Genomic DNA, 17,534 nt, shown 5'->3' on the forward strand with positions numbered 1-17,534 from the left:
CTACACCCCTCGACGGGGCAGAACAAAACTCAGCAAAAACAGTGCGGCGGCACACACCACAATCGATGGTCCCGCTGGCGTGTCCTTGAACCATGACAGTGCAAGGCCACCACATACCGCCAGTACTCCAAGAGCGCTGGCACCCAGTGCCATTTGCTCCGGAGAACGGGCATGACGTTGAGCTGCTGCTGCCGGAATAATCAGCAAGGAAGTGATCAGCAGTACGCCGACGATTTTCATCGCCACGGCAATCACCACTGCAATAAGCAGCATCAGGGTCAAGCGTAATGCTGCGACGGGCAAGCCTTCAACCATCGCCAATTCTTCATGCACAGTGATTGCCAGTAACGGGCGCCACAGCGCAACCAGCAAGGTCAGCACGGCAGCGCTGCCGCCCAGAATCCACATCAGATCGGTTGGGCTGATGGCCAGTAGGTCACCAAACAGATATGCCATCAGATCGATCCTAACTTCATGCATGAAGCTTAGTACGACCAGCCCGAGGGACAAGGTGCTGGGTGCGAGAATTCCGAGCAGTGTGTCGGAAGCAAGCGATTGGCGCTGTTGAAGCGTGACTAGCAGCACCGCTAGCAATAGGCATCCCACGGTCACGGCAATGGTCGGGCTGATATCCAGCAAGAAACCCATTGCCACGCCCAGCAGGGCCGCGTGCGACAGCGTGTCGCCGAAATAAGCCATGCGCCGCCACACCACGAATGAACCCAGAGGGCCTGCAACAAGTGCCAAAGCCAGGCCTGCCAGCAGGGCGTAAAGCAGAAAATCAGCCATGCTTGCAGCCTTCTCCATGAACGTGGGCGGATGCCGCCGGGGTGCCTTCGCTGACCACCGAGCCATGTAAATCATGGGCGTGGTCGTGATGGTGGTGATAAATCGCCAGGCTTTGCGCGTTTTTGCCAAACAGCTCAACAAAGGCCGGGTCGCCGCTTACCTGCTCCGGATGACCCGAGCAGCAGACGTGGCGGTTGAGGCACACCACCTGATCGGTGGTACTCATGACCAGATGCAGATCGTGCGAGACCATCAGCACGCCGCAGCCGTGACGGTCGCGCAGGCGGGTGATCAGGGCGTACAACTCTGATTGGCCCGCTACGTCCACGCCTTGTACCGGTTCGTCGAGCACCAGCAGTTCGGGCTTGCGCAACAGGGCACGGGCCAGCAGCACGCGTTGAATTTCACCGCCTGAAACGCTCTGTACCGGACTGTCGATGACCTTTTCGGCCCCAACCTCTTTGAGTGCGGCCAGTGCCTGAGCGCGATCCACCCCCGGCACCAGGCGCAAAAAACGCAGTACGGACAGTGGCAATGTAGGATCGACGTGCAGTTTTTGCGGCATATACCCGACGCGCAGCTTTGGTTTGCGCCAAACACTGCCGCTGGTGGGTTTGAGCAGGCCGAGCACGGCCTTGACCAGCGTGGTTTTACCCGCGCCGTTGGGGCCGATCAGGGTCACGATCTGGCCCGGCTCAACGCTCAGCTCAATGTTGTCGAGTACGTTTTGCCCGGCATAGGTCACGGTCACGTGTTGCAGGCGAATCAGTGCAGCGCTCATCAGGCCTCCCGGCAACCCGAACACAAACCAACCACTTCGACGGTCTGGCCTTCGACAGTAAAGCCGACATCGCGCGCGCTCTGGATAATCGCGTCACTGATGGTTTTTTGTTCAAGTTCAATGGCCGCATGGCAGCTGCGGCAAATCAGGAATTGGCCTTGATGCGGATGTTCGGGGTGGCTGCAGCCGACAAAGGCATTAAGCGACGAAATGCGGTGTACAAGGCCGTTATCTAACAGGAAGTCCAATGCCCGATAAACGGTCGGCGGCGCAGCGCGGCGCCCATCCTGCTCGCTGAGTACCGCCAGGATGTCGTAGGCGCCCAGCGGCTTGTGGCTCTGCCACACCAGCTCCAGCACTCGTCGACGCAATGCGGTCAGGCGCAGGCCCTTTTGTGCGCACAGGACATCTGCCTCAGTAAGCGCACTGTGGACACAATGAGAATGGTCATGTGGACGACTGGCAAGCGGTGTTATAGGCATGGGCGGCGACGATTTTTGAGAGAGACGTTATTATGTTACCTGTTTCAGCCACCATGAGTGCTCATCGTGCCCCGTCTTTTTTCCTTATTTCTTGCTCTAAGTGCCAGTTTGCTTGTGATTAACCCGGCTCAGGCCGAGGTCAATGTGCTGACCAGCATCAAACCGCTACAGCTGATTGCTGCTGCCGTACAGGACGGCGTCGGGCACCCGGAGGTGCTTTTGCCGCCTAACGCCTCGCCGCATAACTATGCGTTGCGCCCATCCGACGTACGGCGTGTGCAGTCGGCTGATCTTTTGTACTGGATCGGCCCGGACATGGAAGGCTTTTTGCCCCGGGTGATCAAGACCCGCACCCTGCCATCGGTAACGGTACAAGCCCTGCCGGGATTGAAGTTGCGTCATTTCACCGAAGATAGCCACTCGCACGAAGAAGATGCGGCTGAACACGATCACGATCATCGTCCCGGTACGCTGGATGCTCACCTGTGGCTGGCCCCGGACAACGCGCGGGTGATCGCTGCCAAAATGGCGGCGGACCTGAGCGAAAAAGATCCGGCCAATGCGGCGAAATATCAGAGCAACCTCAAGGCTTTCAATGAGCGTCTGGATGCATTGAATGCGCGCCTTAAAGCGCGCTTGGCGGGCATTGCCGACAAACCGTTCTTCGTCTTCCATGAAGGCTACGACTACTTTGAAAGCGCCTACGGCCTTAAACACGCGGGTACGTTCAGTGTGGCTTCGGAAGTGCAGCCGGGTGCTCAGCACGTAGCGGCCATGCGCAAGCGCTTGCAGGAAGTGGGCAAGACCTGTGTGTTCAGTGACCCGCCGCTGCGTCCGCGCCTGGCGGATACTCTGACTGCGGGCTTGCCGGTCAAGTTGGCGGAACTGGATGCGTTGGGTGGCTACACCCCGGCGACAGCGCAGGGTTATGAGCAGTTGCTGGAAAAGCTGGGCAATGACCTGGCGGGGTGCCTGGAGAGTTTGTAAGGCTGAGTTGACGCTAAACGCGTAGCAGCTGCCGTAGGAACGAGGCTGCGTTCGATTGCGAAGCAATCGTAAAATCAGGATGCGCGTTTCAATTGAATGATCGCTTGTGCTGATTTTACGACGGCTACGCCGCCGGACGCAGCCTCGTTCCTTCGGCAGCTGCTACGAAAATACTTACAACGCGAACGGCAGATGGAGGGTTACTTTCTGACGCAATGCCAGGCGCGTTTCAAATTCGCCCGGATCGTGAATCAGCACGTCCTGACCGGCAAAAGTCTGGGCGGCGATCAGGCGTGACAACCAGAACCGCACGCAGGCAATACGCAGCATGGTTGGCCACAGCTCGGCCTCACTGGCAGTGAACGGGCGCAGAGCAGCATAGGCGCCAAGCAGTGCGCGCGCGCGCGGGCCATCAATTTGACCTTCTTCGTCAGCGCACCAGTCATTCAGGGCAATCGCCACGTCGTACAGCATCGGCCCAGAGCAGGCGTTGTAAAAGTCGATCAGCCCCGTCAGATGCGTGCCTTCGAACATCGCGTTATCGCGAAACAAATCGCCGTGCAGATTGGCCCGGGGAAGCGCCAGAATCTGTGCCTTGTGCTCAGTGATTTCCTGGAGCGCCTTTTGCAGCAGTTCAGCCGAGTCAGGCGTCAGGTCGGCCATCAACGCTGGCCCTTCAGCCAGCATCCAGTCCAGACCGCGGTCAGTCTTGCGCTCCAGCACATTGTTGCGGGTGGCGGTATGCAAGTGGCCGAGCAACTCCCCGACTTGAGCGCAGTGCTGGGCGTTGGCTTCACGAATGTGCTTGCCCGCGAGGCGCGGCTGCAGCAGCGCCGGCTTGCCCTTGAGTTCACGCAGGGCTTGCCCGTCAACGGTGCGCAGGGCGAAAGGCACCGGCAAATCGGCCTCATGCAGCACATCCAGCAACTCGATAAAGAACGGCATCTCTTTGACCGGACCGCGCTCAACCAGGGTCAGGACAAACTCACCCTGCTCCAGGCTGATGAAGTAGTTGGTATTTTCGCTACCCGCGGCAATCCCCTGGAAATCGAGCAGGCGGCCGAGTTCGTAAGGCGCAAGGAAGGTTTCCAACTCGCTGCGAGTCAGTGGGGTGAATACAGACATGATTTAAATTGCCAGTACGGGCGCCGTGCGAGGCGGCGCCAATTAAAGTTAAGACGCTACTTCCATTCGAAGATTTTCCACGAAGGAATCAGCATATCCGGCTGGTCGGAACGGATGTAATTGGCATCAGTACCATCAGCGCGTACCAAAAAGTACGGTTTGCCCCCTTTTGGGGTGACCTTGATGGCGTACAGAAAACCGTTTTGACGGTATTCCTGAATGGTTTTATCGCCTTCCGTGCGAATGGTTACATCTGGATCGGCGGTGACTGCTTCATCTGCTGCGAAGGTTACCAGCGGAGTGAATGCAAACAAACCGGTCAGCAACAGGCGATTGAGTGTGCGCATGATAACCTTGTCCCTTTGTCGTCATTGGTCCGGACATTCTAGCGCCGGACTCGCCGAAAAGGTTGATCCTGCTCATGAGCCAAGCTCCCCTCGTCCTGGTGGACGGTTCTTCATATCTGTACCGCGCTTTTCACGCGCTGCCGCCGCTGACTACGTCCAAGGGCCTGCCCACCGGCGCCGTAAAGGGCGTGTTGAACATGCTCAAAAGCCTGCGCAAGCAGTATCCGGACAGTCCGTTTGCGGTGGTTTTTGATGCCAAGGGCGGGACATTTCGCGATGACATGTACGCCGAATACAAGGCCAATCGCCCGAGCATGCCCGATGACATGCGGGTGCAAATCGAGCCATTGCACGCCAGCGTGATCGCGCTGGGTTTCCCTTTACTGTGCGTTGAAGGCGTTGAGGCGGACGATGTAATCGGTACTCTGGCCCGCAGCAGCGCCGCGGCAGACCGACCGGTGGTCATCTCGACCGGCGACAAGGACATGGCGCAACTGGTCGATGGGCACATCACCCTGGTCAACACCATGACCGGCAGCGTGATGGACATTGAGGGCGTTAAAGAGAAGTTTGGCGTCTCGCCCGAGCAGATCATCGACTATCTCGCGCTGATGGGCGATTCGTCCGACAACATTCCTGGGGTGCCGGGTATTGGTCCAAAAACCGCTTCTGGTTTGCTGGTAGGCGTAGGCGGGGGGCTGGTCGACCTGTACGAAAAACTCGATATCGTGCCGACCCTGCCCATCCGTGGCGCGAAAAATCTGCCCGCCAAACTTGAAGAACACCGGGAAATGGCATTTTTGTCGTACCAGTTGGCCACGATCAAGATCGATGTGCCGCTGGACGTCGGCCTGGAAGACTTGCACCTCAAGGCCCCCGACTGCGAAAAACTGATTGAGCTATACACCGAACTGGAATTCAAAAGCTGGATTGCCGAGGTTGAGCGCGAGGCCAAGCGTGCCGGCCAGGTTATTGTTCATGAAGCGCCTGAAGCCCTGGCCGAAGCGCAACAGCAGTACGAAACCATCCTTGATCAGGTTCGTTTCGATGTGTGGCTGAAAAAGCTCAACGACGCCAAGTTGATTGCCTTTGATACCGAAACCACTGGCCTTGATGCGCAGAAGGCGCAACTGGTGGGGCTGTCGTTCGCGGTCAAACCCGGCGAAGCGGCCTACATTCCGTTGACCCACTCCTATATGGGCGTGCCCGAGCAGCTGGATCGCGACACTGTTTTGCGTGCTCTCAAGCCGTTGCTGGAAGACCCGAGCAAAGCCAAGGTCGGACAACACGCCAAGTACGACATGAATATTCTGGCCAACTGCGCCATCGGTGGCGATCAGGCGTGCGGGATCATGGTGCAGGGCGTTGCCTTTGACACCATGCTTGAGTCCTATGTACTCGACTCCACGGGCAGCCGTCACGACATGGACAGCCTGGCCCTCAAGTACCTGGGGCACACCACCACCAGCTTCCAGGACATCGCAGGCAAAGGCGCCAAGCAACTGACCTTTGACCAGATTTCGCTGGAACAGGCCGGGCCGTACGCAGCTGAAGACGCCGACGTGACCCTGCATTTGCACCATGTACTGCACGAAAAGCTGGCTGCAATTCCAAGCCTGAACACCGTGTTGATTGATATTGAAATGCCGCTGGTGCCGGTACTGGCGCGTATTGAGCGTCAGGGTGCACTGGTGGATGCCAATCTGCTGGGCATTCAGAGCGTTGAGCTGGGTGACAAACTGGTTGCGCTTGAGCGTGAGGCTTTCGCTATCGCGGGTGAGGAATTCAATCTGAGTTCGCCTAAGCAATTGGGTGTTATTCTGTATGAAAAACTCGGTCTGCCGATTATCAGCAAAACTGCCAAAGGCCAGCCTTCGACCGCCGAAGCAGTGTTGGCCGAACTGGCCGAGCAGGACTTTCCGCTGCCCAAGGTACTGATGCAGTACCGCTCGATGAGCAAGCTGAAAAGCACTTACACCGATCGCCTACCTGAGCAAATCAATCCGCGTACGGGGCGAATTCATACGTCCTACCACCAGGCGGTCACGGCCACCGGTCGTTTGTCCTCTAGTGATCCAAACCTGCAGAACATTCCGATTCGTACCGCAGAAGGTCGGCGGATTCGTCAGGCGTTTGTAGCCCCTAAAGGCTACAAACTGCTGGCGGCGGACTACTCGCAAATCGAATTGCGGATCATGGCGCACCTGGCCAAGGACGAAGGCCTGCTGCACGCCTTCCGCAACAATCTGGACGTGCACAGCGCCACGGCCGCCGAGGTATTCGGGGTTGAGTTGGCTGATGTGACCACCGACCAGCGTCGCAGCGCCAAGGCGATCAACTTCGGTCTGATCTACGGCATGAGTGCCTTTGGCCTGGCCAAGCAGATCGGTGTCGACCGCAAACAGTCTCAGGCCTATATCGACCGCTATTTTGCGCGCTACCCGGGGGTGCTGGACTACATGGAGCGGACTCGCACCCAGGCCGCCGAGCAAGGCTATGTCGAGACCATTTTCGGTCGACGCCTGTACCTGCCGGAAATCAACGCGAAAAACCCGGCACTGCGCAAAGGTGCCGAGCGCACGGCAATCAACGCCCCGATGCAGGGCACTGCGGCCGATATCATCAAGAAAGCCATGGTGGCTGTGGATAACTGGCTGAGTGCGTCTGGCCTGGATGCCCGCGTCATCCTGCAGGTACACGATGAATTGGTGCTCGAAGTACGCGAAGACCTGGTGGATCAGGTGCGCGATGAAGTACGTGTACACATGAGTGATGCAGCCAAGCTCGATGTGCCGCTGGTGGTCGAAGTGGGTGTGGGCAACAACTGGGATGAGGCGCACTAAAGGGGCTGCACGCAGTTTCTTTCTGTGGGCGCGGGCTTGCTCGCGATGGTATCGCCGCGGTTTATCAGATACACCGCGGCGCTTGCATCGCGAGCAAGCCCGCTCCCACATAAGATTTGAGGGCTTAATTCAAAGAGTTTTTAAGCCTTCGGAACTAAATCTGCCAATCACCATCAGATTTATTGAATGGCTGCTGAAGCCCTTCAATGCTCCTAATGTTGTGTTAAGTGTTGGCAGATATCTGGACCCCGCCCTAGCGGTCCAGTACTTGAACCCCGAACTTCCTTCCCCCATGCGAAGTCCGGGGTTTTTTTTGCCTGCGATTTCTTACTCGCCGGCCTCAACCAGTTCTTCGCCTTTGTTCGGCAGCTCCATCCAGCGTGCCAGCACGGTGTACGCTTCTTCCAGGCCCATGCGCTTAGGGGTGGAGAACAATTGGATGGTGACGGCATCACCCCATTGCTTGCGAATGTCCGACTGGATTTTGAGCAGCGTATTTTTTGCAGCGCCGTACGTCAGTTTGTCTGCTTTGGTCAGCAAAATGTGCATCGGCATGCCGCTCGACACGGTCCAGTCGAGCATCAACAGGTCGAAATCGGTCATTGGATGACGGATATCCATCATCAAAATCACGCCTCGCAGGCTTTCACGGCTGCCGAAATAGGCTTCTAGGTGACGCTGCCAGTGCAGCTTCAGCGGGATTGGCACCTTGGCGTAGCCGTAACCCGGCAGGTCGACCAGGCGACGTTCTTCGTCCAGCTGGAAGAAGTTCAGCAGTTGCGTACGCCCAGGCGTTTTCGACGTACGCGCCAGGCTGGCGTGGGTCAAAGTGTTGAGTGCACTGGACTTGCCGGCGTTGGAGCGCCCGGCAAACGCGACTTCGTAGCCTTCGTCGTCGGGGCATTGATCGACTTTGGCAGCGCTGAGCATGAAGGTAGCCTGTTGGCACAGACCGAGAATGGGGTTCTTGAGTTGCATGGGATTTCCGATGTGAGCGGCGTCAGGAATGGACGCGGCGAGCGTGTCGTTTCCGTTTCAGTGACGCCAGTATATAATGCCGCAGATTTTGTGTGCGCTTTGTCCCAGCGTAGGATGAAGAACACGGGAGCGAAAAACCTAGGTTGCGCATTAGAACGCAGCAGGCTCCCAACCCTGAAAAGGTCGTTTTATGACGAAATGGCTGCTAGTGCCGGTGTCTTGATGCCACGTTACAGCATTCAGGCTACACAGGATCCGGAAGCCGTGTACAACCGCGTTTGTATTGTTTGCCATGCTGGTCAGCTTAAGGCCAAGGTTTGAGCACGGTATGGAAGCGCTGGTGCAACACGTGACCCAGGGTTTCAAGGCGATGCCGCCGCGTGGTTTGTGCATGGACTGCAGTGTCGAGAATTACCGATCCGTCCTACAGTGGATGAACGAGTAAGCCCGGCCCATAACTCTTTAACCCTTAGCCGTAGTTGGATTAGCTGATGAACAAATTACTAGTGAGTCTGCTGTTGACCTTGGGCGTCACCGGTATTGCCCAGGCTGCAGGCACCGCTCTTGTAGGCGATGCTGCTGCAGGTCAGGCAAAAACCGCTGTATGTGGCGCTTGTCACGGTCCAGACGGCAATAGCATGGCCCCAAACTTTCCAAAACTTGCCGGGCAGGGTGATCGCTACCTGCTCAAGCAGTTGCATGAAATCAAGGACGGCAAGCGCCAGGTGCTGGAAATGACCGGCCTGCTGGCGAACCTGAACGATCAGGACCTTGCCGACATCGCTGCTTACTACTCAAGCCAAAAAAACTCGGTTGGCGCAGCTGACCCGGCACTGGTTGCCCAGGGTGAAGCCTTGTTCCGTGGCGGTAACCTTGAGAAAGGCATGCCAGCCTGCACCGGTTGCCACTCGCCGGACGGTCAAGGCAACGCAGCAGCCGGCTTCCCGCATTTGGGCGGTCAGCATGCAAGCTATATCGAGAAGCAGCTGACTGATTTCCGCGAAGGCGATCGCACCAACGATGGTGATTCGATGATCATGCGCGGCATCGCTGCCAAGATGAGCAACAAGGACATCAAGGCGCTGGCCAGCTACATTCAAGGTCTGCACTAAGGCTGTAACGGTCGCGGGGCCAGGTGTTGATACGTCTGGCCACGTTAACGATCGTTTAATCCTTGAATGGGAACCTCAAAGGGCAGCTTCGGCTGCCCTTTTTCATGGCATCTACCGTTACACTATCGAACTCAAGCCATAGCGGACCTGTCTGAATACAGGTCACGTTGATGCGACCTTATCTGCCCAGGAGTAAAGCATGCGTAATCTGATTCTCAGCGCCGCTCTCGTCAGTGCCAGCCTGTTTGGCATGACCGCTCAAGCTGCCGAACCGCTTGAAGCGGGTAAACAATATGTAGAGCTGAGCAGCGCCGTCCCGGTTGCCGTGCCTGGCAAGATCGAAGTTGTCGAACTGTTCTGGTATGGCTGCCCGCATTGCTTTGCATTCGAACCGACCATCAATCCTTGGGCTGAAAAACTCCCGGCAGATGTGAATTTCGTGCGTATCCCTGCCATGTTTGGCGGGATCTGGAATGTTCACGGCCAGCTGTTCATCACCCTTGAAGCCATGGGCGTTGAAAACAAGGTCCACAAAGCTGTGTTCCAGGCCATTCATGACGGCAAGAAACTGGCTACCCCAGAAGAAATGGGTGAGTTCCTGGCCGGCGTTGGCGTCGATAAAGATAAATTCCTGAGCACCTACAACTCGTTCGCCGTCAAAGGCAAGGTTGAAGACGCCAAGAAGAAGGCTCAGGCCTATCAGATCTCCGGCGTACCGACCATGGTGGTCAATGGCAAGTACCGCTTCGACCTGGGCACTGCCGGTGGTCCTGAAGGCGCATTGAATGTTGCCGATCAGTTGATCGCCAAAGAGCGTGCCGCGAACGCTAAAAACTAAGCGGCGCCCTCTCCCATGCGCCGCTGGAAAGGCGAACGAATCGTTGGTCTGCATGAGCCGCAGGTCAACGAGGATCATCTGGCAGCCTGCGGGATGCCGGATGATCGGCGTTTGCGACTGCTCAGTTTCAATATCCAGGTCGGTAACAGTACTCAAGGCTACCGACATTACCTGACCCGCAGTTGGCAGCATGTACTGCCACACAAAGGGCGGGCCGGGAATCTGGAGCGCATTGGCGACTTGTTGGGCGACTTCGATCTGGTTGCCCTGCAAGAGGCCGACGGTGGCAGCCACCGCTCCGGCTACATCAATCAGGTCAAGTACCTGGCCCAACAGGGCGAATTCCCCTACTGGTATCAACAGCTCAATCGCAACCTCGGTCGTCTGGCCCAGCACAGCAATGGCCTGCTGAGCCGACTGCGTCCAACCATGATTGAAGATCACCCCTTGCCCGGCCCTGCGGGTCGTGGCGCGATTCTGGTGCGTTTTGGTGATGGCCCTGATGCGCTGGTGGTCGTGATAATGCATCTGGCGCTCGGAACCAAAACCCGTACCCGACAGCTGGCTTACATTCGCGAGCTGATTGGTGGCTATCAGCATCAGGTGCTGATGGGCGATATGAACACCCATGCCAACGACCTGTTGCAAACCTCACCTTTGCGCGACCTCGGGTTGCTGGCGCCGCAAATGGAGGCCACCTTCCCCAGTTGGCGTCCGCAACGTTGTCTTGATCATATTTTGCTCAGTCCCAGCCTGACCCTTGAGCGTGTGCAAGTGCTGAATCAACCTATCTCGGACCATCTGCCCGTGGCGGTTGATATCCGTTTGCCTGGCTCTGTCGGGGTCGATTCACAGCTCGCGTTGCGCCCGACTGACAGTGAGCCCCAGGCATGAGTGATGAGGCTTCGCGCTGGAAAGAGAAATACCTGAAAAGCGTCGAGCAGCAAGACAAGCTGGAGCGGCGCTGGAATGCTCGTCTCGACTTGCTGCGCCGTGGTTTGGTGCGCAGCACCTTGGCGGCTGAAGGCACCGATCGCACCGTCGACCAGTGCATGAAAGAAATGCGTGAAGCGGTGCGCACCAATGAAATGGACGCTGCCTTGGCCGCTTTGCTGCCACGTCTTGAAAAAGCCGTGCTCGACTCCGAGCAGCGGCGCGAAACCCGGGTTGAGCAGGTCAGCGTTGCGCTCAATACCCTGGTGACGCAACTGCAAGCGTTAGCGCTGCCTCGCGAAGTCAGCAAGCCGCTCAAGGCCTTTGCCAAACAGCTCGATCACCGGGTAACCCACGCCCGTGAGCTACCGCTGCTACTGGACGAACTCAGCCGTTTGCAGGGGCAGGCACTGGCGCCGCAGCTCAATGGCGCAGAAGCACCCAAGCCGGGCTTGCTGCAGCGCCTGTTCGGGGCGCAAGAAACCGACAAGGCGGCGAGCGAGCCAATTACGGTGTCGGTTGCCGAGCCCCATGCGGCGAAAGCTCCTGCCACGCCGGTTGCCGTCAAACCGCTGGCAGCGCCCATTGCGCAGCCTGAACCGCTGTTGACGCCAACGGCTGCAAGCGAGGATCAGGCTTCAGTACTTCACGAGCCAGAGGAGCTGGTTCCTGAGGTGCCGGATGAACAGGCATCCAGCGGCGCGCTTGAATCATTAGTGGCGCTGGTCGAGCAGCCGCCGGATGAAACGGCTGACAGCCCGCAGACTGAGTCGGTTGAGGTCGATGCCGTCCATGCACTGCCTGAAAGCCCGGAACCCTCCTACAGCAGCGTCGCGCTGCATATTGAATCGACATTACTCGGACTGTTGAGCGGCCTGTCGCTGCCCGAGCACCACCGCCCCCAAGCCGAGGCGATGAGTAAGCGTCTTGAAAAAGGGCTTAACTGGTACGAATTACTGCCGATCCTCGACGATCTTGCGGTCTTGATGCTGGCGATTACTGATAGTGGTCAACATGAGTTCGAGACGTATCTCAAACAGCTCAACGGGCGTCTTGAGTCGTTTCAGAACAACCTTCAGGCCGCCAGTGAGGGGCATGCCGAAGGACGCTCTGCCGCCGACGACTTGCATACCCAACTGCGCGAACACGTCGATGGTTTGCAAAACAGTGTGCAGGACGCCGTGGACCTCAACAGTCTCAAGCACCTCCTGGAAAACCGCCTCGAAGGGTTGCTGGGCACGATGGACCATCACCAGCAGCAGCGCGCTATTCGCGAACAGGAAGTTTCAGCCCATCTGCAAGGGTTGGCCGAGCGTATCGCGCATATGGAGCAGCAGGCCCAAGGCTATCGTGAACACCTTGAAGAGCAGCGCCAGAAAGCATTGATCGACCCCCTCACCGGCTTGCCTAACCGGGCGGCCTGGGGAGAACGTCTGCAATATGAAGTCGAACAGTGGCAAACCCACGGCAACCCACTGCTGATTGCCATGCTCGACCTCGATCACTTCAAGCGCATCAATGATGGCTACGGTCATCTGGCAGGCGACAAGGTACTCAAGATCATTGCCGCCCAGTTGCGCAAGCACCTGCGTCCAGCTGATTTTGTTGCGCGTTTTGGTGGCGAGGAATTTGTCTTGTTGATCCCTGGTACAACGCCTGAGGCGGGCTTGCAGCAGCTTGAAAAACTGCGCGCGGCGATCGAGGCGTGTCCGTTCCACTTCAAGGGCGAGCCCGTGACCGTTACCACCTCTATCGGTGTATCGGCGTTCAGGGTGGGTGATCGCAGCGATCATGTGCTCAAACGGGCAGATGAAGCGTTATATCGGGCCAAGAATCGTGGCCGCAATTGCGTAGCCACCGAGTTCCTGTAAATCCCGAGCCATCGAAATTCCGAATTTCTGTAGCCGCTGTCGAGCTCCGCGAGGCTGCGATCAATAGCCAGGTAATCGCAGCCTCGCGGAGCTCGACAGCGGCTACATTAAAGAGGTGAGGAACCTCTCCTTTAGCCCCATACAGCTGCGGGACAAGGCCGGTGAGGTATGCTTGTCGATTAATTGTTTAGTTGTGTTGTCATCGCCCATGAAATTTTCAGCTCTGCTCTTGTCCCTTGCCCTGCTGGCTGGTTGCAGCAACGGCTTGCGCATGGATACCAGTCATCCTTCGGTCAATCACGACAGCCGCGTGCAGTTCGTGGTGCTTCATTACACCTCAACCTCCCTGGAGCGCTCGCTGGAGTTGCTAACCAGTGGGCCTGTCAGCAGTCACTACCTGGTGGGCGATACACCACCGACGATTTACCGGCTGGTCGATGAAAACCAGCGCGCCTGGCACGCGGGCGAAAGCCAGTGGAAAGGTCGCACATGGCTCAACTCCACCTCCATCGGTATTGAAATCGTCAACAAGGGCTTTCGCGATACGCCACAAGGACGCGTCTGGTATCCCTACACCGAAGGTCAGATCCAGTCTGTCATCGCGTTACTTAAAGACATCACCACCCGCTACAAGATCGCCCCGCACAACATCGTTGGCCACAGCGATATAGCGCCACTGCGCAAGCTCGATCCGGGCCCGCTGTTTCCCTGGAAGCGTCTGGCCGATGCAGGCTTTGGCATGTGGCCTAACGCTCAGGCAGTCGCTCAGGAGCAGGCGTTGTTCGCCTACGCGTTGCCGAGCATTACCTGGTTCCAGCAGCAACTGGCGCAGTTGGGCTATGAGACCCCGCAAACCGGGGAGCTGGATGTTGCAACGCGCCACGTGCTGGCGGCATTCCAGATGCACTTCAGGCCCTCACGCTTCGATGGCACGCCCGATGCTGAAAGTGCGGCTATCTTGAAAGTCCTGAACACGCAAAAACAATAACGCTCCTGTTATAGCAGCGGGAGCGCCATGTAAAACTGCGTGCCCTGGCCGGGGCGCGAGTACACCCCGATGCGTCCACCGTGCAGTTGCACGATCTCTTTGCACAACGCCAGCCCAAGGCCAGCACCGCCCTTTTTACGCCCCACTTGCACAAAGGGCTCGAAAATACGTCCTTGCTGGCTATAGGCGATGCCTTCGCCATTGTCTTCGACGCTCATGATTACCCGCTCGCCATGACGGCGGGCCTGCAGCCGGATTTGGCCGCCGTTGGCGGTATGGCGCAAGGCGTTATCCAGCAGGTTGTCCAGCACTCGTTCCAGTTGGGCCTCATCGGCATTGAGGGCAGGCAGAGGCTGTTGCAGGTCGATGATCAACTCGATATTTCTGGCGGCTGCAGGCGCTGCCAATCGGGCGCGGGCGTGTTCGAGCATCTCCTGAATATTACAGGGAGCGAGTTTGAGTTTTTGCATGCCGTTTTGATAACGGGAGAAGTTCAGCAGGTCGTTGATCAACTGCATCAGGCGCTGCATTTCTTCGTTGACGGTATTGAGCAAGTCGGTTTCACGGGACTGTGGATCGAACCGCGCGCGCTCCAAAAACAGGCCGAACGCCATATGCATGCCGGTCACTGGGGTACGCAACTCGTGGGAGGCGCGCAGTACGAACTCGCTGCGCACGCGCTCAAAGGCGCGTTGCTCGGTCACGTCATGCAGCACCATTACAGCACCGAGAATCGGTCCTTTAGGCTGGCTGACTGGGGTCAGGCTGTAGGTCAGCAGGCGATTTTCGCCCTCGATGTCGACACTCAAGTCTTCTGGCAACCGCTCGAGGCTGCCACCGCGCAGCACGGTCTGCAGTTGCTGGTCGAGCTCCTGGCGTTTCAGCGCTTCTCCCAGTGGCTGGCCCAGACGGCTTTCATCCCAGCCCAGTTGTCGTTGTGCCACCGGGTTCAAATGCTCAAGCCGACCCTGCTGATCGATCATCAACAGCCCGTCATCAATGCTGTCGAGCACCGCCTGAAGGCGTTGTTGACCCGCCAGCAGTTCGTCGACATTGGTTGCCTGATGCTGGCGTAAAGCTTCGGCCATGATGCCAAAGCGCCGTGTCAGCAGGTTCATTTCGGTGGCGGAAGAGAGCGGCAGCACCACCTCGAAGTTGCCTTTGCCAATGTTATCGGCGGCTTTGGCCAGCGCCTCGATAGGTGCACCAAAACGCCTGGCAATACCGTGGGCGGTAATAAAGCCGATGATCAACACGGCAATGCCGACCATGCCCAGCAAAGAGGCAATGATCACGGCTCGATCACGGGCCGAAGCCTGTGCCGCGTAGATATCGTCGAGTGCACGGCGATGCTCGGCAATCAGGCCGTTGCGCAATTGATTGAATCGGCTCGAAAGCTCCTGGTCACTGCTCAGATTGAGCTGGGCGTCGTCAGCCTGGTTGAGCGCCAGCAAAAAGCTTTCGTAGTCCACTCGGGCCTTGGCAAAACCGCTTTGCAAATGGTTTTTGCGCTCGTGCTCAATGCCTTCATCGAGCAGTTTCAGATACTCCTGGGTCGATGCCTGCAACGCTTTCTGGTCTGGCTGGTTGTGCAACATCAGGACCAGTTGGTCACCCAGGGACTGACGCAGCTTGAGGCCCAGATCCAGGGTGATGAAGTTATTGCGGATCAATGCTTCCTGGCTTTTGGCCATTTGCATCACGCTGACGACACCGAGCAGCAGTCCTAGCAGCGCCACTGTAATCAGCGCCGAAATGCTCAGGAACAGACGTGTACGCAGCTTGATCGCAAGTCTCATTGGATGCTCACAGGTTGTACTGTTTACGTTTGCGGTACAGCGTCGAGGCGTCAATGCCCAGGGTCTTTGCCGCCTGATCCAGGGTTTCGCTGGTGGCCAGAACGGCGCCGATATGGGCTTTTTCCAACTGATCCAGGCTCAGTGCCGCTCCAATACGCGGGGCATTGGGCGTGGTTTGCTCGGCCATGCCCAAGTGGCTGACTTCGACCACTTCCTGAGGGCAAATAATACTCGCACGCTCGACCACGTTGCGCAGCTCGCGAATATTGCCTGGCCAACGGTAATTGGCCAGCGCCAGTCGGGCTTCTTCGCTAAAGCCTCGGGCAGGGCGGGCGTATTCCTTGACGAAGCGGGCGAGAAAACGATCCGCCAGGGTCAGGATGTCTTCACTGCGTTCGCGCAGCGGTGGCAGGTGCAGGGTGATTACGTTCAGGCGGTAGAGCAAGTCCTCACGAAAACGGCCATCGCGCACCATGTCTTCAAGGTTGAGGTTGGTGGCGGCCAGAATCCGCACATCGGCACGGCGAGTCACGGGGTCGCCGACACGCTCGTATTCCTTGTCCTGAATAAAACGCAGCAGTTTTGGCTGAAGTGCCAGTGGGAAGTCGCCGATTTCATCCAGGAACAATGTCCCGCCATCAGCCTGATTAACCCGGCCTAGCGTGCTTTCGCTGGCCCCGGTAAATGCTCCGCGGGTGTGGCCGAACAGTTCGCTTTCCATAAGCTCTGCCGTCAATGACGGACAGTTAATAGTGACGCAGGACTTCTTGGCCCGTTTACTCCAGCCATGAATCGCCCGGGCCAGCTCGCCTTTACCGGTGCCGGATTCCCCGAGGATCAGAATATTGGCATCCGTCCCGGCAACCTGGCGGGCGGTTTCCAGCACCGCCATCATGGCCGGGCTGTGGGAGTCCAGACCGTCCTTGGGTTTGCGCACCTCGCCTTCCAGGGCTTCAAGGCGGGCAGACAACTGGCGCATTTCCAATTGCTTGGCTGTTGCCAGGCGTAATTGGTCTGGGCTGCACGGTTTGACCAGATAGTCTGCAGCACCGGCCTGAATCGCATCAACGGCGGTATCGACGGCCGAGTGGGCGGTGACAATCACCACACGCATCCACGGTGCTTGAATGCGCATCTGGGCCAGCACATCCAGGCCGTTGTCCTCGCCCAAGCGCAGATCCAGAAAACACAGGTCGAACACCTGGCGTTGCAGCAGCGACTCGGCCTGCGCCGCGCTGTTGGCGGTGGCCACGGTGTAACCCTCATCTTCGAGGCAATAACGGAATGTACGCAGGATGGCGGACTCGTCGTCGACCAGCAGAATGCGGCCCTGTTGCTCGTTGGCTGATTCCATTTCCTACGTTCCTCTATGAGTGATCTTGGTTAGTGTCGGAATAATCGGGCAAGTTGCATGATTTTTCAGGATTGATGCAGAGGCTAGCACTGAAGGCTGGGTGCTGCATGGAGCAACTGGCTGATTTCAAAGCTATTTAGGTTGAACTCCAGGAAGAAAAAATTCCCCTTTGGAGCCGCAGGCTCGCTCCTACAGGTGGCTTGACCTTGAGCAGAGTATGTATAGGCCTTCGTGCCTGCCAGGTCGTGCAAAACGCACGACCTGAGTCGCGTATATCGTGCAAGATGCGCGCAGAGTGCTTTTTGAA

The 17,534-nt window shown here is 57.7% G+C and carries 15 protein-coding genes and 1 pseudogene; 8 read left to right on the plus strand and 8 right to left on the minus strand.

The features are described 5' to 3' along the window. Genes znuB through V6L79_RS04145 form a run of 3 tightly spaced genes read right to left on the minus strand, consistent with a single transcriptional unit; the run spans window position 1 to window position 2,052 of the window. Window positions 1-789: a zinc ABC transporter permease subunit ZnuB gene (znuB, locus tag V6L79_RS04135; protein WP_261740496.1), complete on the minus strand. Its 789-nt coding sequence runs from the start codon at window positions 787-789 to the stop codon at window positions 1-3. Next, on the minus strand, window positions 782-1,570 hold the full coding sequence (znuC, locus tag V6L79_RS04140; RefSeq protein WP_338579858.1) for a zinc ABC transporter ATP-binding protein ZnuC: 789 nt from the start codon (window positions 1,568-1,570) through the stop codon (window positions 782-784). Before znuC ends, znuB begins: the two co-directional genes overlap by 8 nt. Continuing rightward, complete coding sequence (locus tag V6L79_RS04145) at window positions 1,570-2,052, minus strand: Fur family transcriptional regulator (protein ID WP_261740498.1); 483 nt, start codon at window positions 2,050-2,052, stop codon at window positions 1,570-1,572. The genes znuC and V6L79_RS04145 overlap by 1 nt, the downstream gene beginning before the upstream one ends. 66 nt (window positions 2,053-2,118) lie before the next feature. On the opposite strand from V6L79_RS04145, the gene znuA reads away from it, so the two are divergent. Next, window positions 2,119-3,039 (plus strand): zinc ABC transporter substrate-binding protein ZnuA, encoded by a 921-nt coding sequence (gene znuA / locus V6L79_RS04150; RefSeq protein ID WP_321835325.1) that lies wholly within the window; start codon window positions 2,119-2,121, stop codon window positions 3,037-3,039. 174 nt (window positions 3,040-3,213) lie between these two features. On the opposite strand, the gene V6L79_RS04155 is transcribed toward znuA, so the two are convergent. Both V6L79_RS04155 and V6L79_RS04160 read right to left on the minus strand, forming a co-directional pair. After that, window positions 3,214-4,164 carry a homoserine kinase gene (locus V6L79_RS04155; RefSeq protein ID WP_261740500.1) on the minus strand — a complete coding sequence of 317 codons (951 nt, stop codon included), beginning with the start codon at window positions 4,162-4,164 and terminating at the stop codon, window positions 3,214-3,216. A gap of 56 nt (window positions 4,165-4,220) precedes the next feature. Next, complete coding sequence (locus V6L79_RS04160; RefSeq protein WP_019828138.1) at window positions 4,221-4,511, minus strand: DUF2782 domain-containing protein; 291 nt, start codon at window positions 4,509-4,511, stop codon at window positions 4,221-4,223. A 74-nt stretch (window positions 4,512-4,585) separates the two neighbouring features. Between V6L79_RS04160 and polA the strand changes: the two genes are divergently transcribed. Continuing rightward, entirely contained in the window at window positions 4,586-7,354 is a 2,769-nt protein-coding gene (polA, locus tag V6L79_RS04165) for a DNA polymerase I (RefSeq protein WP_338579859.1), read from the plus strand. A 327-nt stretch (window positions 7,355-7,681) separates the two neighbouring features. Here the strand turns inward: polA and yihA are convergent, their stop codons facing one another. Next, window positions 7,682-8,332 (minus strand): ribosome biogenesis GTP-binding protein YihA/YsxC, encoded by a 651-nt coding sequence (gene yihA / locus V6L79_RS04170; protein WP_261740502.1) that lies wholly within the window; start codon window positions 8,330-8,332, stop codon window positions 7,682-7,684. 190 nt (window positions 8,333-8,522) lie between these two features. On the opposite strand from yihA, the pseudogene V6L79_RS04175 reads away from it, so the two are divergent. The 6 genes and pseudogenes from V6L79_RS04175 (at window position 8,523) to V6L79_RS04200 (ending at window position 14,074) form a co-directional block, all read left to right on the plus strand. Further along, window positions 8,523-8,777, plus strand: a pseudogene (locus V6L79_RS04175) (c-type cytochrome). 46 nt (window positions 8,778-8,823) lie between these two features. After that, window positions 8,824-9,444, plus strand: a complete 621-nt coding sequence (locus tag V6L79_RS04180) for a cytochrome c (RefSeq protein ID WP_261740503.1) — start codon at window positions 8,824-8,826, stop codon at window positions 9,442-9,444. Between the two features lie 199 nt (window positions 9,445-9,643). Further along, window positions 9,644-10,282, plus strand: a complete 639-nt coding sequence (locus V6L79_RS04185) for a thiol:disulfide interchange protein DsbA/DsbL (protein WP_261740504.1) — start codon at window positions 9,644-9,646, stop codon at window positions 10,280-10,282. Between the two features lie 15 nt (window positions 10,283-10,297). Continuing rightward, window positions 10,298-11,176: an endonuclease/exonuclease/phosphatase family protein gene (locus V6L79_RS04190; protein WP_261740505.1), complete on the plus strand. Its 879-nt coding sequence runs from the start codon at window positions 10,298-10,300 to the stop codon at window positions 11,174-11,176. Continuing rightward, window positions 11,173-13,086 (plus strand): diguanylate cyclase, encoded by a 1,914-nt coding sequence (locus V6L79_RS04195; protein WP_338579860.1) that lies wholly within the window; start codon window positions 11,173-11,175, stop codon window positions 13,084-13,086. Before V6L79_RS04190 ends, V6L79_RS04195 begins: the two co-directional genes overlap by 4 nt. 208 nt (window positions 13,087-13,294) lie before the next feature. Beyond that, on the plus strand, window positions 13,295-14,074 hold the full coding sequence (locus V6L79_RS04200) for an N-acetylmuramoyl-L-alanine amidase (RefSeq protein WP_261740507.1): 780 nt from the start codon (window positions 13,295-13,297) through the stop codon (window positions 14,072-14,074). A gap of 8 nt (window positions 14,075-14,082) precedes the next feature. Here V6L79_RS04200 and V6L79_RS04205 read toward each other — a convergent pair whose 3' ends face one another. Together V6L79_RS04205 and algB are read right to left on the minus strand one after the other, a co-directional pair. Continuing rightward, window positions 14,083-15,873, minus strand: a complete 1,791-nt coding sequence (locus V6L79_RS04205; RefSeq protein ID WP_338579861.1) for an ATP-binding protein — start codon at window positions 15,871-15,873, stop codon at window positions 14,083-14,085. Between the two features lie 7 nt (window positions 15,874-15,880). Then, the gene (gene algB, locus V6L79_RS04210; protein WP_261740509.1) at window positions 15,881-17,227 is read right to left on the minus strand and encodes a sigma-54-dependent response regulator transcription factor AlgB; all 1,347 of its coding nucleotides are present in this window, start codon (window positions 17,225-17,227) and stop codon (window positions 15,881-15,883) included. Window positions 17,228-17,534 lie beyond the last annotated feature (307 nt).

The organism is Pseudomonas sp. ML2-2023-6, from assembly GCF_037055265.1.
In the GTDB taxonomy this organism is placed as follows: domain Bacteria; phylum Pseudomonadota; class Gammaproteobacteria; order Pseudomonadales; family Pseudomonadaceae; genus Aquipseudomonas; species Aquipseudomonas kulmbachensis.

Excerpts from the sequence above, each read along its gene's own strand:
- V6L79_RS04205 (WP_338579861.1), bottom strand. The coding sequence starts at position 15,873 with ATGAGACTTGCGATCAAGCTGCGTACACGTCTGTTCCTGAGCATTTCG.
- V6L79_RS04180 (WP_261740503.1), top strand. The coding sequence starts at position 8,824 with ATGAACAAATTACTAGTGAGTCTGCTGTTGACCTTGGGCGTCACCGGT.
- algB (WP_261740509.1), bottom strand. The coding sequence starts at position 17,227 with ATGGAATCAGCCAACGAGCAACAGGGCCGCATTCTGCTGGTCGACGAC.
- znuC (WP_338579858.1), bottom strand. The coding sequence starts at position 1,570 with ATGAGCGCTGCACTGATTCGCCTGCAACACGTGACCGTGACCTATGCC.
- V6L79_RS04160 (WP_019828138.1), bottom strand. The coding sequence starts at position 4,511 with ATGCGCACACTCAATCGCCTGTTGCTGACCGGTTTGTTTGCATTCACT.
- V6L79_RS04145 (WP_261740498.1), bottom strand. The coding sequence starts at position 2,052 with ATGCCTATAACACCGCTTGCCAGTCGTCCACATGACCATTCTCATTGT.
- V6L79_RS04190 (WP_261740505.1), top strand. The coding sequence starts at position 10,298 with ATGCGCCGCTGGAAAGGCGAACGAATCGTTGGTCTGCATGAGCCGCAG.
- V6L79_RS04155 (WP_261740500.1), bottom strand. The coding sequence starts at position 4,164 with ATGTCTGTATTCACCCCACTGACTCGCAGCGAGTTGGAAACCTTCCTT.
- V6L79_RS04195 (WP_338579860.1), top strand. The coding sequence starts at position 11,173 with ATGAGTGATGAGGCTTCGCGCTGGAAAGAGAAATACCTGAAAAGCGTC.
- V6L79_RS04185 (WP_261740504.1), top strand. The coding sequence starts at position 9,644 with ATGCGTAATCTGATTCTCAGCGCCGCTCTCGTCAGTGCCAGCCTGTTT.
- znuB (WP_261740496.1), bottom strand. The coding sequence starts at position 789 with ATGGCTGATTTTCTGCTTTACGCCCTGCTGGCAGGCCTGGCTTTGGCA.
- polA (WP_338579859.1), top strand. The coding sequence starts at position 4,586 with ATGAGCCAAGCTCCCCTCGTCCTGGTGGACGGTTCTTCATATCTGTAC.
- V6L79_RS04200 (WP_261740507.1), top strand. The coding sequence starts at position 13,295 with ATGAAATTTTCAGCTCTGCTCTTGTCCCTTGCCCTGCTGGCTGGTTGC.
- yihA (WP_261740502.1), bottom strand. The coding sequence starts at position 8,332 with ATGCAACTCAAGAACCCCATTCTCGGTCTGTGCCAACAGGCTACCTTC.